At 40.5% G+C, this 17,764-nt stretch carries 13 protein-coding genes; 10 read left to right on the plus strand and 3 right to left on the minus strand.

The features are described 5' to 3' along the window. Positions 1–412: 412 nt before the first annotated feature. The 9 genes from AXF23_RS11960 to AXF23_RS12000 all read left to right on the plus strand — a co-directional run bounded on the left by AXF23_RS11960 (position 413) and on the right by AXF23_RS12000 (position 12,794). The gene (locus AXF23_RS11960; protein WP_107625448.1) at positions 413–1,666 is read left to right on the plus strand and encodes an ATP-binding protein; all 1,254 of its coding nucleotides are present in this window, start codon (positions 413–415) and stop codon (positions 1,664–1,666) included. 246 nt (positions 1,667–1,912) lie between these two features. Next, positions 1,913–3,118 carry a ComEC/Rec2 family competence protein gene (locus AXF23_RS11970; RefSeq protein WP_107625450.1) on the plus strand — a complete coding sequence of 402 codons (1,206 nt, stop codon included), beginning with the start codon at positions 1,913–1,915 and terminating at the stop codon, positions 3,116–3,118. Further along, complete coding sequence (locus AXF23_RS11975) at positions 3,102–7,343, plus strand: serine protease (protein ID WP_107625451.1); 4,242 nt, start codon at positions 3,102–3,104, stop codon at positions 7,341–7,343. Before AXF23_RS11970 ends, AXF23_RS11975 begins: the two co-directional genes overlap by 17 nt. 67 nt (positions 7,344–7,410) lie before the next feature. Continuing rightward, a complete protein-coding gene (locus AXF23_RS11980) occupies positions 7,411–8,190 on the plus strand; it encodes a hypothetical protein (protein WP_107625452.1) in 780 nt (259 codons plus the stop codon). A 610-nt stretch (positions 8,191–8,800) separates the two neighbouring features. Next, entirely contained in the window at positions 8,801–9,067 is a 267-nt protein-coding gene (locus AXF23_RS11985; protein WP_146156743.1) for a hypothetical protein, read from the plus strand. A gap of 19 nt (positions 9,068–9,086) precedes the next feature. Further along, on the plus strand, positions 9,087–10,325 hold the full coding sequence (locus tag AXF23_RS11990) for a VapE domain-containing protein (RefSeq protein WP_107625454.1): 1,239 nt from the start codon (positions 9,087–9,089) through the stop codon (positions 10,323–10,325). Positions 10,326–10,722: 397 nt separating this feature from the next. After that, positions 10,723–11,571 carry a DNA damage-inducible protein D gene (dinD, locus tag AXF23_RS11995; protein ID WP_107625455.1) on the plus strand — a complete coding sequence of 283 codons (849 nt, stop codon included), beginning with the start codon at positions 10,723–10,725 and terminating at the stop codon, positions 11,569–11,571. A gap of 418 nt (positions 11,572–11,989) precedes the next feature. Next, complete coding sequence (locus tag AXF23_RS15980; RefSeq protein WP_158267693.1) at positions 11,990–12,160, plus strand: hypothetical protein; 171 nt, start codon at positions 11,990–11,992, stop codon at positions 12,158–12,160. A 130-nt stretch (positions 12,161–12,290) separates the two neighbouring features. Continuing rightward, positions 12,291–12,794 (plus strand): hypothetical protein, encoded by a 504-nt coding sequence (locus AXF23_RS12000; protein WP_146156744.1) that lies wholly within the window; start codon positions 12,291–12,293, stop codon positions 12,792–12,794. Between the two features lie 159 nt (positions 12,795–12,953). On the opposite strand, the gene AXF23_RS12005 is transcribed toward AXF23_RS12000, so the two are convergent. The 3 genes from AXF23_RS12005 to AXF23_RS12015 form a co-directional block, all read right to left on the minus strand. Next, entirely contained in the window at positions 12,954–14,255 is a 1,302-nt protein-coding gene (locus AXF23_RS12005) for an alpha-L-fucosidase (protein WP_107625457.1), read from the minus strand. A gap of 129 nt (positions 14,256–14,384) precedes the next feature. Continuing rightward, complete coding sequence (locus tag AXF23_RS12010) at positions 14,385–15,398, minus strand: DUF4435 domain-containing protein (protein WP_107625458.1); 1,014 nt, start codon at positions 15,396–15,398, stop codon at positions 14,385–14,387. Positions 15,399–15,417: 19 nt separating this feature from the next. Next, positions 15,418–16,236: an AAA family ATPase gene (locus tag AXF23_RS12015; RefSeq protein ID WP_089366484.1), complete on the minus strand. Its 819-nt coding sequence runs from the start codon at positions 16,234–16,236 to the stop codon at positions 15,418–15,420. Between the two features lie 193 nt (positions 16,237–16,429). On the opposite strand from AXF23_RS12015, the gene cysK reads away from it, so the two are divergent. Next, positions 16,430–17,377 carry a cysteine synthase A gene (cysK, locus tag AXF23_RS12020; protein WP_009011384.1) on the plus strand — a complete coding sequence of 316 codons (948 nt, stop codon included), beginning with the start codon at positions 16,430–16,432 and terminating at the stop codon, positions 17,375–17,377. Positions 17,378–17,764 lie beyond the last annotated feature (387 nt).

The following is a 17,764-nucleotide window of genomic DNA, read 5'->3' on the forward strand; positions in this document are numbered from 1 at the left end:
GCTACCTGCTGATAAACAAGTATTGTAGTTCCTTAAATAGAAACTCTTTGTAGTATGGATAGCCCATGTAAGGTAAGTATGGATTTTGGAGTCTCTATCTTAGCTCTTTATATACTTTGATGTTCAGTAAATAAAGGGGTGTGAGAGGGTAGAGCTTACAAGAGTTATTGATAATCAGATGTTAGACGACCTCGCTCCAAATACCCAAAGAACAAGAAAAATGAAGTTTGCATCACCTCCGCAATACTTTATGAAAAGATTATCTAAAATATACACTTGCTTGTTGAATCCGCCGACTTGTGATAAAAAAAGCGTAAAAAGTCAGAGTTTATAAAGTTTGTCTTATAAATAATATATAACTTTGTAAACCGAACTTTATAAGAACACATGTTTCTTATTAAATGTAATTTATATGAGTATTAGTAAAGATGTCATCAAACAGTGCCTGATTAGTAAGCAGCGTGAGGTGGATGAGGCGGTACTTGTGGAACGTCCCATAGACTTTGAAGAGAATGGCAATTATGTGATAGTGGGTGTGAGACGTGCGGGTAAGTCGTATCTGCTGTATCAGCGTGTGCGACAACTACAGGTAGCAGGAAAGGGATGGGATGAGATTCTGTTTGTGGATTTTGAAGATGAACGTTTGGCGGAATTCCAACCGGAAGACTTTAACATTTTGCTGGAAGCCCATTTGGAACTGTATGGTAAAAAGCCAGTGGTATTTTTGGACGAGGTGCAGAACATTCCACATTGGGATAAGTTCGTGCGCAGGTTGGCTGATGCGAAATACAGGGTGTATGTGACGGGCAGCAATGCGAAGATGCTGAGTAAGGAGGTGGCAACTACGTTGGGTGGACGGTTCTTTATCTACGATGCGTACCCATATTCATTCAAAGAGTATCTGACAGCGCAGCAGGTGGAACTGAGGGAGCATTGGGAGTATGATACAATTCAGCGAAGCGAAGTGAAGCGACGTCTGAATGAGTACTTCTATTACGGTGGTCTGCCAGAGATCCTTTCGTTTAAGAACAAGCGGGCTATGCTTTCGAGTTTGTACCAGAAGATCTACTTGGGTGACATCTGTGCCCGAAATAATATTAAGAATGATAGGGTGTTGAATATTCTGATTAAGAAGATGGCAGAAAGCGTAAAGCAACCGCTGTCGTATAACAGGCTGAAGAATGTGATAGTGGCAACGGGATCGCCCATCAGTGTGCCCACTACGATAGACTATGCGGATCATGCCGCTGACAGTTGGCTGATATTGCCCATGGAGAATGAGATAGGGAAACTGACTGAGAAGGAGACGCAGAAGAAGTACTACTTTGTTGATAACGGTTTACTGAACCTGTTCCTGATGAATTCAGAGACATCGCTATTGGAGAATATGGTGGCGGTGGAACTGTGTAGGCGGTATGGCAAAAAGAATGTGTTTTACCTGAATGCGGAGAAGGAGATAGACTTCATTGTACCCGACGAGAAGTTGGCTATACAAGTGTCTTACAGCATCAAGGATGAGACTACTTACAATAGGGAAGTGTCGCCATTAGTGAAGTATGCCAAGGCGCATGAAGACTGGAAATGCCTGCTGATTACGTATGATGAGGAGGACACAGAAAAGGAAATATCTGTGGTGCCGGTGTGGAAGTGGCTGATGGAAGGGTAACTTAGGAGAAGGTGCGGAATCTCAGTAGTTAGGACGCTCGGAATATGATTTAGAATGATCTGTGGTTGATAAAATGTAATGAGCTAATGGATTTCATGGTACGAGATGATAAGAAAACAACGAAACACTATCTTGAGGAGGAGTTGTATAACAATGGGAACCTAAAGATAGAGAGGTTGGAGAGGTTAAAGCTGCTAATGGAGATGTGTGAAATGTATAGGAGTAAAAAAGCAATACGAATAGGAGATGAAAGCAATAATAAAAACCTTTGAATCTGGAGCTGGTGACTGTATCTTTCTCGTAATAAAAGATGAGACGGATGGCAACTGTTTTCATATTATGATGGACTGCAATGTATTGACAGATGAGATAAAAACTTATATACGTGATGAACTTTATAAACATATAGATGTACTCATAGTTACTCATATTGACAGTGACCATGCAAATGGTATAACCAAGCTAATGCGTAACCCTGATTTTGCAGATATGCAAATAGGTATGATTCTATTCAACGGTTTCCAGCCGCAAACGAAACAACCTCAGACTTTGCCCCCTCAAACTGTAGCAAAACTGCAGGCAGTGGCTGAATTGTTGCCGCCGACGGTAAATGAAGCATTTCAAAAAACGAATGGAATGGATGCGGCATGTTTAATCACAGAGTTAAATAAGCATCCGCAATGGAAAGCCGTATGGAGACAAACTTCGATATTGGCAGGGGAAACGATACCGCTTGGTAATAAAGAAAAATGGGGAAGACTGAGAGTGCTGTCTCCAACACAAGACGTGATGGACGATTTGCTACACGATGTGAAGTTGGAATATGCCAAAAGATTAAGCTCTGCACCTCCAAACGAGGCATTTGAGGATCAAGATAAATACTATGAATTGATGCTACGGTTAGCAGAACTACGTAAAAGCCCCTCTTTGGCAAGAAAGACCAGTACAGAGGCTATAACTAAAGAAACGTTGAATAAGGGCGCAAAAACAGAAGCAGAGGAAAATGGTGTTACCAATTCTAATAAAGCATCACTCGCTTTCTGTTGGGAAGGTGGTGATGAGAAGAAACGTATTCTTCTGATGGGAGATGCCGTATCATCGCAAGTCGTGAAAGAATTAAATTACATTGATGATGATGGAATATGGTTTGAAGCTGTGAAGGTGTCACACCACGGGAGCAAGCATAATACTAGTATAGAACTGAATGCTAAAGTTGATTCAGCTCATTACTTTTTTACAGGCGGAAAAGATAATGAAGGACCAGATTTTGAAACTGTTGCAAAAATAGCTATGAAACCGCTGGCAGAGGGAATAGAACAACGGGTGATTCATTATAACCATGAGAAAGGAATCAACCTTTGGAAAGAACTGAATAAAGAAAAGGCAATACAATTGCTTAATAATCATCATACACAGTTGAATACAGACAATACATATGAATTTGAATATTGACAATTACGGAGACAAGGGTGTAGTCCCTGTATTTTGTGGGAGCTATGTAAGTGGCACCGCTTTCTTTGTAACGCCAACACACCTATTAACAGCAGGTCATGTAATAGCTGAGTATATTTTAGACAAAGAGGCAATGGTTGCAGTGGTTGTGGAAGAGGAGTACAAGGTTTGCCGCGTACTTGTACATCAATCCGAACCTGATGTCGCTATTTTGGAATGTGTTGACTATATATGCCCTAATGAGTATGTACTGCCATTACTAGCCAGTAAGTTTAAAGAGAGTATTGATTTGTTGATAGTCGGGTATCCGAGAGAACTGGGAAACGGCGTGGATTATTTCGGGGTGACTGTGAAAAATAGTCGGGAGAAAGCAGACCTTAAAGGGGGCTTTGACCGAATGGTTGTAAGAACTGATAGTTTTGGCTTCAATAGCTATGAAGGTTTTTCAGGATCGCCAGTGATTAATGATTTCGGAATGGTTATAGGTATAGAAACAGACCAACTCTACTCTTCGTTAGGCTATCTTTCCATCGCAGTCATTAAAGAACTGGTTGAAAAGGAAACAGAAATCAGAATTGAGGAGAATGACGATTTATATGATAACACCCCGTATGGTCTGAGAAGGAGTTATAACCACATACGAGAGCACACTGCCGACATGCTCAAAACACGTTATAATGACAAAGTTCATGTTGAGAATGAGGAAGTAGAAAAGACAATACAGCGATTTTGCGGCTATGGCTTTGAAGAGGAACGGCTTGACATACATGATGAGTATAAGTCTTGGCATGATAAGATGGCTGGTGTCAGACTATCATATATTGATAGTATCACTCAACTTGTAAACTATTTACAAGATGGAATTATCACAGATGGGGTCAAAGGCGAAATGGAGAAGCTATTTAATTTGAGGGATAGCGAAAGGAAACTCCATGCTGACCATAGGAAGGAGTTGCAAGCCATTTATAATAAAATATATACATGGCTTCATAATAAGACGTTATATGAAGAAAGACAATTCATGCACGTTAGCGGTACTGCTGGGTGTGGAAAGTCTCATTTACTTTATAGAGTAGCTCTTGAAATAAGTAATTGTCAACAAATATATATGCTATTAGGTTCGGAATTCTCATCCTTGGAAGGTCCAGAGAATACTATAGCACGTGTTATGGGGTGGAAAAGTAGTGATCCGCTCAAAGAACTGAATGATGAACTTGCACATGAAGAAGGGAAAACTGCAACTATCATCATTGATGCTCTGAATGAAGGAGCGGGTACTCACTTTTGGATGGAGCAATTGCCAATTCTAAAGAATAAGATTTCCCGTTACAGTCATCTGAAGATGATAGTATCGCTTAGGACGCTTTCGAAAGAAGACCAACTCAACGATATCTTGAGAGACGATTGGCATCCTATGAGGGTAGAAGGTTTTAAGAACCGCCAAAAGGCAATCGGTGATTATTTCGAGGCATACGAGATTAAGACGAACGAAACACCATATACAATAATAGCGGAATTCACCAATCCGTTATTTCTGAGAATGTTTTGTGAAACTTACTATAGCCAAACAAAAGAAGAACGAGAGAAAGTATTAAGGCTTCCCATCTACAACAGATATTTAGAAAAGCGTAACTATGAAATATCTGACGGCGTGGATGAAGATGTAAAACGGGATATAACCAGCAAGTATATATTGTGGGTTGCACAACGCTCACTTGAACAGTTCCAATGTGATGACTTGCCAAGGCAATTAGCTTATAAGCGTTCTTATAAACTTTGTCCTTTCAGGACGTGGAAAAATAGCCTATTGAGAAACTGTATAGAAGCCAACCTGCTTCGTGAATATACTACTGAAAAAGATGACTTTGTAGATTTTGAGTTCGATTCGATGGGTGACTACTTGAAAGCAGAACGTCTGCTGAGCCGTAATTGTGATGACGGCGACCGTTTTAAGACACTCGTTAGAATATACGATAAAATGGATGCCGATTATAGTTCGAATCAAAATTGGCAGAAGAAACTTAATTTTGTAAAAGCCTTTCTGAGTGTATGGAACCCACCTGCAGCTATATGGCAAAAACCTGAGTTCATGAAAGGAAAGCTGACGAGTCTATTGTTAAGCAGTATGCCTTTACGTAATCAGCGGGATGAAGAGAATACACTTACTTCGGATATTATAGGGAGTATCCTTCAAAACAATCCTGACTATATCCAACCTGAACTTATATTGCAGAACATTGAACTGTACAGTACGGGGCTGATGGATAAAGTACATGCTAAGTTGATGGATATGACAATGTCTGTGCGCGACTTGGCATGGACAACCAATGTGAACGGATTGTTCGATGGAGCGTATTATCAGGCTCTTTTAGAACCTCTACAACTTACCTTGCAGCACGAAATAGAAACGTTGCTGACGGTTGAAATATGGATGCTGAGCACAAGTTTCCCTTATTTAAGGGCTTATATGATGAGGAAAGTGAAAGAACTATTATCAGAGCATGCAGACAAAACAAACGAAATGATAGTCAAGTTCCATGCTGTGAATGACCCGTATATCCTATCAGGCCTATATACTGCGGTTTATGGTGTAATTGTCAGCGTTGACAAAGCTGATTTCAGCAGAGGTGTTGCAGAACAAATTTTATCTTACCATTACGGAGAAGCAGGAAAAGCGCCACAAGACTTGATGGTTAGGCATTGGACACTTAAGATTCTAGAGTTGGCTAATCATCAAGACCCTACAATAGATGCATGGAATAAAGCTCAACCGCCTTATAATGTAACTGAAGATATTTTTGCAGAGATGCCCGAAGATGACTACGAGGCTGATGGATATTTTGGTGAAACATATGGTGGAAAACAGATTACCCGTTCGCTGTTTCATTGGGACTTCAGCCGTTACATTATCGGAACTAACAGTAACAACGTATCCAGGATCTTCTTCCGCAACGGAAAAGGCGTGAGCTTGAGGAAAATTGAGTATGCAATAGCTTATTTGATAAAGCATAAGTTTGGATGGAATGATGAGTTGGGAAAATATGATTCAGATGTGCCATATCAGAATCGTGCAGAGAACTCTGTAGAGCGTATAGGAAAGAAATACCAGTGGATAGGTATGTATAGAGTCTATACTTATCTGTGCGATACTTGTCAAATGAAGGTTAACCTCAGGTCTGCACGTGAACGATTTGCAGAAAAGAACTACCCTTGGTATGCCAGAAAGCATGACTACTACGATCCTACACTCACGAACAAAGATTTGACTTTGGAGAAGTCACATCAACTGTTTGATGTGTTACGACCAGCATCGACGATGAAGCAAATTGCCAAAGAGTGGTTGCAAGATGAGTGCCAGATGCCTCCATTGTATTTTAGCTTGAAAGATCACGATGGAAAAGAGTGGATTGTTTTACAAGCCTATAGTACCATTAAGGAAGAGAAGGGTGATGATAAACGTGAGCAATTTGTGTTATACAATGGAGCGTTTGCAAATAAAAATAATTTTGAGAAGCTGAGATCTTGGGCTTCGAACGCGAATTTCTATGGACGTTGGATGCCAGAGCATAGTGGTAGCATTGATTACAGATGGAATGAATATCCATGGGCAGATAGTTATTTGCAATTAGGGGACGAGGATGACGAAATCTTTGATGAAGGTGGCGGAGAAATGAAATTGGCTTACGAAGCCCAACTACAGGAGGATTATAAAGGGATTGATGATGATCATCGATTTATGAGTACGGCATACATGCCATGCAGAGATATGATGGAAATGTTTGGCTGGCATACAGCTGAACGCGGTATTATTCGCGATGCACACGGCAAAATTGTAGCAATCAATCGAAATATACCAGGTGATCCTCTGTATGCGTTGTTGGTATTACGAAGCAAACTGGATGAATATATGGAGGCTAAAGGTTTGGTGTTGTTCTGGAGTCTGGTAGGAGAGAAGCAATATGGCAACCATCCTCATGCGTTAATAGCACGACTGACAGGAGCTGCTGCTTATAGGACGGGTGAGGAAATAGACGAGATACAACCATTGAGGAATGAACCACCAGCACCGCCAAAAGAACGTGTGAAGCTAGAGAAGAAAGATTTTCCATCAATATCAGAAGAATTACTCGATCAGATGAATGAAATGGACGAAAATGAGCTGATGAAGATGATGAGTGAGGGCGTGTCGAAAAAAAGGAAAAAAGATAATAAAGATACTGAATAAGAATTGCAAATTCAAGTAAAAGAGGGGTGTTATAAACTTCTTGTATTAAATAGTTGCACGAGATATAATGATGGTGACTGAGATAAAACAACTGTTTGCTGAAGAGTTAACCTTGTTGAAGAAGATTCAAAAGTACGGGAAAGAACAGCCACAGGGTAAACAGGAACGGGTTGAGAAGGTTAAGCTACTCCTGTTATACCGTATCTACTCAAATCTGTATTCATCACTGCTGTTAACTGCGCAAGTCTTGAAAACTGGAAAGATTTCATTTTTTCAGTTACCGATAGGATTGTTGTTGCGTTGTTGCTTTACCGATTGTTTGTTCACCCTATACATACAGCGTGCTGGCAAGAAACGAGCTTACGAGGAACTTAATCTGAGAACAATAGAGTATGCCAACTCTATGTTGGAGCGCCAAGAGGTATACAGAGATCAAGTGAAAAGTACGGGAAAGATACTTGATGATGTTTTTATAGACCATTTGTGGGAGTTGACAATGGAAGATAGTTTCTTGGAACAGCTGACATTTGACGATAATCTGGAAGAGTTGACGGTAATAAAGCAATCGAAACAACAATTGAAATATGAAGGTTTTTCGAGGGTAAAGAGTGTTATGACCAAAGATGTTGCAAACTTCTTGATTAGGATTCCTGAACTCGAAAAAGTGGCAACACGATTGTATCACTATTACAAGTATTTCTCGCAATATGAACACTTCTCGGAGAACGGACAAGGGGATGTACTTGCGGCATTGGAAAAGGACGGTAATGATAATATTCATCTACCTTCAGCCATCAAATCCTTAAGTGTCGGAGTGGAGATTGTGATGAATAAACGTGGCAAGTAACGAGTGAAATGCGGTATACAAATGGAAAAATAAAGGAACTGATAGATACAAAAGCAATTGGAAGAAATCGTTGATTCAGTTCAAAAGTTTTATTGAAAACAGCAAGGTTATCTCGCAGTCCATTGCATAATATGACAAAGAATCATACAGGAATTGGTGTTTGTACTTTTGTGTTGAATGTAATAGAGCAAACTTAGAGCGTTATATGGTGGAGATATTGAAATCAACAACTCTCCCATTCTGAGAGTACACACAGTCGAGTTCAGATCGCTTTGGTACCTTACGAAAGTGTGTTCTGTATCACTGTGTTTTGAGCAAAAAATATAACATATTCTTTTCTCGGAACTTTTCCAGGGAAAAGAATGTGGTATTTGGTTGCCCTTGGGGAAGTCCAAGAGGGAATTAACTGAAATTTCCTATGTAAGAACATTAGTTTATCACTCTATACTTCGTAAGAAAGATAAAGAAAACTCTCGAAAAACTTGACAAGGGGTATGTCTGTGTATTATCTTTGCAGACAGAAATTAGGAAGGCGATAGTATGGTAGACGTGATTAACCTACATACTGGCACCGTCTTCTTTTTTGTTTTATTCTTAAATCATTCTTTTTATGTTTACAGATTTTCCTAACATGCCCAAAGACTGGGCAGTGTGCTTTATGCACGATTGTATGCATGTGGGACGGGACCTGCATTATCCTATTGGTAAGGTGCCCGTTTTCTATCAACGTTCAGCAATGGTTGTCGCCCTTCCTGTGGGTTTGGGTGATAGCTGTAATATGTTTCATGCTATGAAGAAAGAACGAGAGGTATGGGAACTTTTACAACTCTTCGATGATGAAAAGTATTACCCAACTCGTAAACCTGTCAACTCGTAAACTCGTCAACTTATTATATATGAAAAATCTTAGAAGTGTTAAAGCTGAGAATCAGCATAACAAACGGTCTAATAGACTGAAGTATGATATAACCCGTCGTCTGCTTGACTATCTCGAACGGAAGTATGAGATGCGATATAATACGGCCTTGGGCTGTGCAGAGATCCGAAAGGCTGGGAGTGGTGAACCTTTTGTGCCTGCGGATGAACGGATGCGCAATACAATCTCTATCAAGGCGCGTCTTGATGGGATTGATGTGTGGGACAAAGACATCCGACGATATACGGAGTCGGACTTTGTCAAGGTTTTTAATCCTGTGGACGACTTCCTCAAAAGCCTGCGAGGGCGATGGGACGGAAAGGACCATATCAAGGCTTTGGCTGACTGTGTACCTAATGACAATGCACGGTGGGCAGACTGGTTTCACACGTGGTTTCTTGCAATGGTGGCACAATGGATGGGCTTGGATAATGCACATGGTAACAGTGTGGCACCGCTACTCATATCACGACAGGGCTATCGAAAGTCTACCTTCTGTAAACGTTTGCTGCCCGAAGTGTTGCAGTGGGGATATAATGACAACCTTGTCATCAGTGAGAAGCAGAATACGCTGAGGGCAATGACACAGTCGCTGCTTATCAATATTGATGAGTTCAATGCCCTGTCGGCAAAGACGCAAGACGGTTTTTTGAAGAATGTCATGCAGCTTGCAAGTATCAAACTCCGTCAGCCTTATCGTAAGCAGCAGCTTACGTTGCCACGTGTTGCCTCTTTCATTGCCACAGCGAATATCTCGGATGTCTTTAGCGATCCCAGTGGCTGCCGTCGTTTTATAGCGGTTACGCTGACTGGTCCTATCCGCTTGCCCGACCATATAGACTATGAGCAGCTCTATGCGCAGGCTGTTGCCGAACTTGTGGCTGGTAGACGATACTGGTTTGATGAGGCTGACACCCAAGAAATCATGGCAAACAACGTGCAGTATCAGCAGCGCACACCTGCCGAGGCTCTCTTCTTTGAGTGCTTTTCCATTCCTAAGGACTTGACTAAGGGTGCCTATATGACAGCCGCCTCTATCTTCAGTCTTCTTCGTCAGCGGTATGGCAGTCAACTGAACCTGACAAGCCTTTCCCATTTCGGTCGTGTCCTTGCCAACATCCCGAACCTCGATAGTAAACATTCTTCGCATGGCACAGAGTATTTGGTAGCAGTACGTAGTAGCCTTGGTCAGTCTGCCTCTTCCATCTTAAATCGTTAGTTGCCATCCGAATAAATTTTTAAAGTTGCTGTCACTACTGTCACGCTTCAATGTACTATAAGTCGTTTATAATCTGCTGGTTGCATGAAGTGTTAAAAGTGACAGCAACTAAAAACAAAACTATGTTAGCTTTATTGACATTCAGTATGAAAAGTTTTTTGTAAAAAACCTTTTCTCTTTATTCTTTATATAAATATTTTATATTATATTTGCAAGGTGTTACCCATGTTAATGGAAGGTGTAACTAAAAACTCATCTATGAAAGAGCGCAAGGAAGGACACTATATATTTTCTTGTTCGTAAATGGCGATAAAGTGAGAGAATATTTAATATCTAAGCAACAAAGTGTTCTAAGTCTTGCTGCTATGAAAAAGATAAAAGCTACAAAACTGATAAGATGCAAAAAGAAGTAATTCAAGAACTATACAATGGCTTTGAAGCTGTGGCTGTAGAGGTCGAGGGGATTGAATGTTGGAGTGCACGCGAACTTCAGCTGCTTTTGGGTTATTCTAAATGGGAGAACTTCTCGAAAGTAATAGATAAAGCCAAAATTGCCTGTGAAAATGCAGGGAGTTTGGTTTCTGACCATTTTCCTGACGTCAGGAAAATGGTTAATCTCGGGTCTGGGTCCGAACGTGAAATTGAGGATATTCTCTTAACTCGCTATGCTTGTTACCTCATTGCACAAAATGGTGACCCACGTAAAGAGCAGATAGCTTTTGCACAAACCTATTTTGCGATGCAGACACGTAAGGCTGAGTTAATAGAGCAAAGGCTATTGGAGATAGAACGTGTAAAAGCTCGTACAAAACTGCAAGAGACAGAAAAGCATTTATCTGGTATTCTTTATGAACGAGGTGTTGACAGTAAAGGCTTTGCTGTAATCCGCTCTAAAGGAGATCAGGCATTGTTTCGCTTGAGTACAGCACAAATGAAAAAGAAGATGGGAGTGCCTGCAAGTAGACCTGTTGCTGATTTCCTACCGACTATCAGTATTAAAGCGAAGGATTTTGCAGCTGAAATGACTAACGTCAATGTACAACAAAAGGACTTATATGGAGAAGGTCAAATCAGTAATGAACATATTGAAAATAATAAAGCTGTTCGGCAAATGATGATTCAACGTGGTATTATACCAGAGAATCTCCCCCCTGCAGAGGATGTTAAGAAAGTAGAAAGGAGGTTGGCGAGTGAAGAAAAGAAAGCTCTTATAAATAGGCATGGGAAAGATAGAGATAGAAGGTGAGAGTTGTTATTTCTTAATCTTAACAAGCTAAACCTTATCAATGTTAATGAAGCATGTGTGATTTTAAAAGAATAATAATTTTTAAATAGTTGAGTAAGAATGTAAAGATGGAGGAGTTTAATCTTAAAGAATAGCGATAATTAACAAAGAGCCTAAGTCTAACAGGTTGGTTGAAGAAAGATTCAGAATAATTTGGTTTCTATTTTTTATAGTGATTCATTCGAATCTTTCTCTCTTTAGTATGGCGATTCAAAACTCTCATCGACTACCTTGGTTATATACGTAAGAATAAGGTTTCTTGGATAGTACAATAACCTCTGAAAACAAATTTCGCCGTTTTGAGATTAGAAATATTTGTGGGGATGGAATAATGGTTGTAAATAATAGAAACTAAATATTTAATAAAAAATAAATGAGTATGAATAGAGATAATTTTAAAAAAGAACTTTTTGACATATCTAACAACGAATTTCGTAGAAATGGTTTTACACTTTCTGTAGAAGCAAGAATGCAACTGCGTGAAATAATTTCAGCAGGTGTTGATAGAATGTCATATGAGGATATGCACAATGATTTTGCTCTTCTATAGCTCGAAAAAATATAATCGTGTTATCGAGGAAATTGTGCGATATAAAAACTTCTCCGAGAAGAATAGTTGAAAATAGGACGTTTACAACTGCCCGATTTAAAATTTGTCCAATATGGCCATTTTGTTAAATATGGATAAACAAGATAGAGCATTTACTATAGCATCAGATATGGTAAAGTTACTAATAACGTTATCGACAGGTGTTATTACTTTTACTGTTACTTTTTGTAAAACGTTTTTGGGGAGTATATCTGGAGTACATAGTATAGGATGGTTACTTGCATCATGGATCATATTAGTTTTATCTATGATATTGGGGTTTCTTACATTAGGAGCAATGGTTGGTAATTTATCTAAAACCAATAAATCTAATGTGAAAACGGAGGAAGCCAAAGATTCTGAAGGAGAGAATATTGAAGGCGTTTACTCTTCAAATATAACTGTTTTAGAATTTCTCCAAATGGTAGCTTTTGTTGTAGGAGTTATTTTTGTATTTATATTTGGATATCATAATCTTACAATTAAAGAAACTCCCACCAAAGAGAATATTACAGAATTTCGTATGTTAGAAAAAAAATCTTATTCATTATTAGATAGTTTGAAAACTGATACTATAATAATATCTAATAAATAGGCTTCAAATATATTTTCTTCTAATATCGAAAATGGTAGTTGTTGATAATAAGTATGGAATATGGTGGAGACAGTAATCTATACTTACATATAAATAGACCCGCAGCAACGAAGTGATTGCTGCGGATTGTTTTGTATATTAATAAACTTGAATCCTCTATCACAACGTCAACTCAACGATATAATCAATATCAGTTGGGATGGTGTCGAGGTTAAGGGTGATGCCATTACCAGTCTTTGTGAAGTTGACACGCTTGTTGGTACCAAAGACGGTGGCAGACTTGATTTTGTGGTTGCCAGTAGGGATGAAGAGGCTGGAGTCCATACAGTTTAGGATGTGGATGTAGAGTTTGTTACCACGCTGTGTACTTACTCCCCATTCATGTGGCCCAACGATGCCGCCACGAGTGCCGTAAATGGTCTCGCCGTATTTGTTCAGCCATTCACCGATAGCCTGAAGGCGGTTGAGGGCAAGTTCGGGAAGGGCACCACCTGGCTCTGGACCGATGTTGAGGAGGAGGTTGGCATTCTTACCAGCAGCACGAACAAGCATCTGAATCAACTCCTTTGGTGACTTGTAGAGGGTGTCGGTGATGTTGTAACCCCAATGCTCGTTGATAGTCTGGCATGACTCCAAAGGCAGACGGCTGATGCTCTGTCCGGACAGTCCAGCCTTGTTCTCACCTGGTAGGTCACGCTCAAAGATCTGAATATCCTCACCAGGGAAAGGAGTATGATGGTGGTTGTTAGCAACAAGGCACTGTGGCTGTAGCTTATGAATCATTGCATATTGTTCCTCCAACTGCCAGTCGAAAGGTTTTGCGTCGCTGTCATGATCCCACCAACCATCAAACCAGATTGCCCCCACCTTTCCATAGTTTGTGAGCAATTCTGTCAGCTGTGTGTTCGTGAACTTATAGTAGCTTGCCCAGTTAGCCTTCTCTTTTGGTCTACCAGTGCCAGTTCCTGTTCTTCCCACTGGATAGTCTTCGCGTCCCCAGTCAAGGTGAGAATAGTAAAGATGCAACTTGATACCATTTCGTTGGCATGCATCAGCCATTTCTTTAATGATGTCACGTTTGAAAGGAGTACCATCAACGGAATTATACGGGCTGGTAGCCGTCTTAAAGAGTGAGAATCCATCGTGGTGGCGTGTCGTAATGGTGATATACTTTGCACCAGCAGCCTTGATAGCTTTTACCCAAGCATCCGCATCGAACTCTGAAGGATAGAACGTCTTTGCCAATTTAGGATATTCTTTATAGTTGATATCCCTGTTGGTCATAATCCATTCGGTAGTACCCATCATTGAGTAGAGTCCCCAATGCAGAAAGATACCAAACTTCTCGTCTTGGAACTGTTCGCGTGCTTTAAGATTCTCTGCCGTTGGATGGTAAGTCTCTTGTGCCATACTGACGTAACTTGTCAGCAGTGTTGCGATTAAAAGTAGAGTCTTCTTCATGTATGAATTTTGTTGTTTAGATTTTGAGTACAAAGATAATAAAACTACAGCAGATAATGCCCCACTTAGTAAAGAAAGTATAGATACAAGCATGGGGGTAGGGTGATGTTATGAAAAAAACAGAAGGACTTAGTCTGTTGGTTGTTGTGTCGGTGGATTCAAGAATGTATAAATATCTTCTTTCAATCTTAGGAATGGTTCAGCGTTCGTATAACCAACATTGCGACGGAGCATAGGGATAATCGCCTCCGTACTATGGCCATAACTTGATAGTTCGTTTCGACGTTGCGTATCGTGTACTGCATTGCGGTTAATCTCGTCTTCACGTTCGCGCACAAGAAGGTCGCATACCCGCTTCAAGACCGGTACGATGATATTATCAAAGAGATGATGACCTTGTATATATAAGTAGGTTGTTGAAGGTGTAACACCTAAGGAACGCAGTTCGTCTTTTAGTTTTAGATAGCTATCCTTTGCGTTCGGATTCTCCTTTTGCAGTTGTCGTACACGCATCTGCACCTTATGGCGTAGCCGTTGAATACTTTCAGTTGCCCCTTGTAGAGAGAAATTACCAATCTCCACAACTCGATTAAAGTCGGAGATCGTAAAACGTCGATGAATACCTTGGCGATAATGCCAAATACTCCAGACAAAGAGGGGATGTATACTCTCACTGTATAGCTTTAGGAACTCTTCGAAGTTAAAGATAGAATGGTCGTTGAGCGTTACTGCTACTGTCACATCATGTAGACTCGGTGCGTAACATTGTAGGTTTTCAATAGCGTAAGCATACGTATGGAAAACGTATGGGTTGTTGATTACTTCATCGGATAGTGGGGTAGTTCCTTGTAGCAGATAGTCATAATCAGCATCAACACAAGCAATCATGTTCTCACCAATATTCTGCGAAACAAGGTTCATCAATACCGATCGTTTGCCCTTGGTAAGGTTTAATCGCGATGGCAACATCACTTCAAAGTAACGCTCCTCGTTCTCAAAACCGCTTAAGACAGTGCGCCAAAAGAAGATATCGTCATACGCTTCCACGTATGCGATAATCTTTCTCCGTGCCCGCTTACCGTTCAATCGGTTTGCTGCATCAATATAAGCCGATGATAGGTTGTCACTCAGTCTTTTTCCCATTACTCCCTCCTTCAGACAATCATTTATCGGTTATGTCTGTAACTTCTGTTACACGGTCAATCCATCCGTTCATGATGACAGCTGGACTGTGGGTAGTGAGGATAATCTGAACATTCGGATTCAGTTCTAAGATGAGGTCGATTAAGCGTTTCTGCCACTCTATATGCAGACTCACCTCTGGCTCGTCCATAAAGAGAACGTAATGTTCATTGTCTTCTACCAATACGGTCAGCAGGATAACCAAAATCTGCTTCTCACCACTTGACAGCTGATAAGGAGCCAATACCTCACCGAGTGATGAGAACTTTATCTCATTCTCCGAGCGAATAATCTTCTTACCTGTCTCGGTGAAGAGGTCGTCTAAGATGTCTTGAAAGCGTTTTTTAGGTTGAGAAATCTGCTGCGCTTTCTCTGCAGCATCTGCCTCACCACTTTGTAAGGTCTCGATGATACGATTACCGATGTTCACCTGATAGTCAAGATATTTACGTTGAAGTTGGAAAAGCTGCCAATCAAGTTCTGTAACAAGATCAACGTTAATCTTGCTAATGCTATCCGAGTTCATCAGTGGACGGTCAAACGAGCGGATAATGTCATAACGTATCCATCGTGCATCATTAGGACTTACCTTTAGTCGGACACCCTTCAATGAATGGCTGGGGAACTCACCACCTTGCGACAGACTGCGTACCACCTTATTAAGTATGGTACTCTTCCCGACACCATTAATACCACTTAGGATATTCACCTGTCGGTCCAGTGTCCAACGGATATGTTTCTTCCCGCTCCAAAGCGAGTCAATCTCAATCTCTTCTATGTAATCTGCGTATTTCTGCATACTCGTAGATATTATGACAATCGTAGTGCAAATATAAGGAATTTTGCGTTAATGGCAATAAGAATGCTTTATTTTAATACAAATACCACATTTGTGGTATGCTAAATAGCATAAAGAGAGTATTTCACATATTAGTAAATGTCCGTACCTTTGCATCCGTAAACATTAAGTAAGAAATTAAATCCCAAAGAATATGGCAAAGATAGTAAACAAACTCACAGAACTTATCGGTAATACACCACTGTTAGCACTTAATAAATTCTCTGCAGAAAGAGGACTCAAGACTCCCGTTCTTGCAAAGGTTGAGTATTTCAATCCAGGTGGTAGTGTGAAGGATCGTATAGCATTGGCGATGATAGAGGATGCTGAGGCTAAGGGACTCTTGAAGCCAGGGGCTACTATCATTGAGCCAACCAGTGGCAATACAGGCGTTGGCTTGGCTTTGGTGTCTGCAGTGAAGGGTTATAAGCTTATTCTCACCATGCCAGAGACTATGAGTGTGGAACGTCGTAACCTTGTAAAGGCTTACGGTGCTACGGTGAAGTTGACAAGTGGAAAGGATGGTATGAAGGGTGCTATCAAGGCTGCGGAGGAGTTGAGAGATTCTATTCCAGGTAGTATTATCCTTCAGCAGTTCGAGAATCAGGCTAATCCAGAACGCCACTATCTTACTACGGGCCCTGAGATTTGGCGCGATACAGATGGTAAGGTTGATGTGTTTGTAGCTGGTGTAGGTACTGGTGGTACGGTGAGTGGTATCGGTCGCTATCTCAAGGAGCAGAATCCTGATGTGAAGATTATTGCTGTTGAGCCAACTTCATCTCCTGTATTGAGCGGTGGCGAGAGTGGACCACATAAGATTCAGGGTATTGGTGCTGGCTTTGTGCCAAACACTTACAATAATAAGTATGTTGATGAGATATTCCAAGTAGAGAATGATCAAGCTATCCTTGCTGGTCGTCAGTTGGCACAACAAGAAGGTTTGTTGGTTGGTATTTCTTCTGGCGCAGCTGCTTTTGCAGCTACTGAGATTGCTAAGCGTCCTGAGAATGCAGGTAAGACCATCGTAACCTTGCTTCCAGATACAGGTGAGCGTTATCTCTCAACAGTGCTTTACGCCTTTGACGAGTATCCTCTTTAATAGTTTTCAAATTCTAAAATACTTTCCCAACAGACTGCTTATGTCCTTAAGACACGGCAGTCTGTTTTTGTTTTTAGGTAGGAAGATAATGCTTTTATAGTTTGATAAATACTATTTTGATATGCGAAAATGTTTTACACAAATAGGGCTTTAACCCCTATTGATACTGTAAAATAATGCTTTAGTTTCCATCTTTATAACCTTCAGATTATCAGATGATTGCAAACTTGTGAAAGAAAAGGTGCTTAATAAGCTTCTTAAAGGGCGTTAGTAACACTTCAAAAGAGCGTCTTTTGCAAGCCAAAAGGGTGTTAATTTGAATGCAGAAGGTGCTTGATTAAAAACGAGGAGTAGAAAAGTTATTACATTTTAGACTGATTTCTTCTC

The organism is Prevotella sp. oral taxon 313 (assembly GCF_003043935.1).
GTDB lineage: Bacteria > Bacteroidota > Bacteroidia > Bacteroidales > Bacteroidaceae > Prevotella > Prevotella jejuni.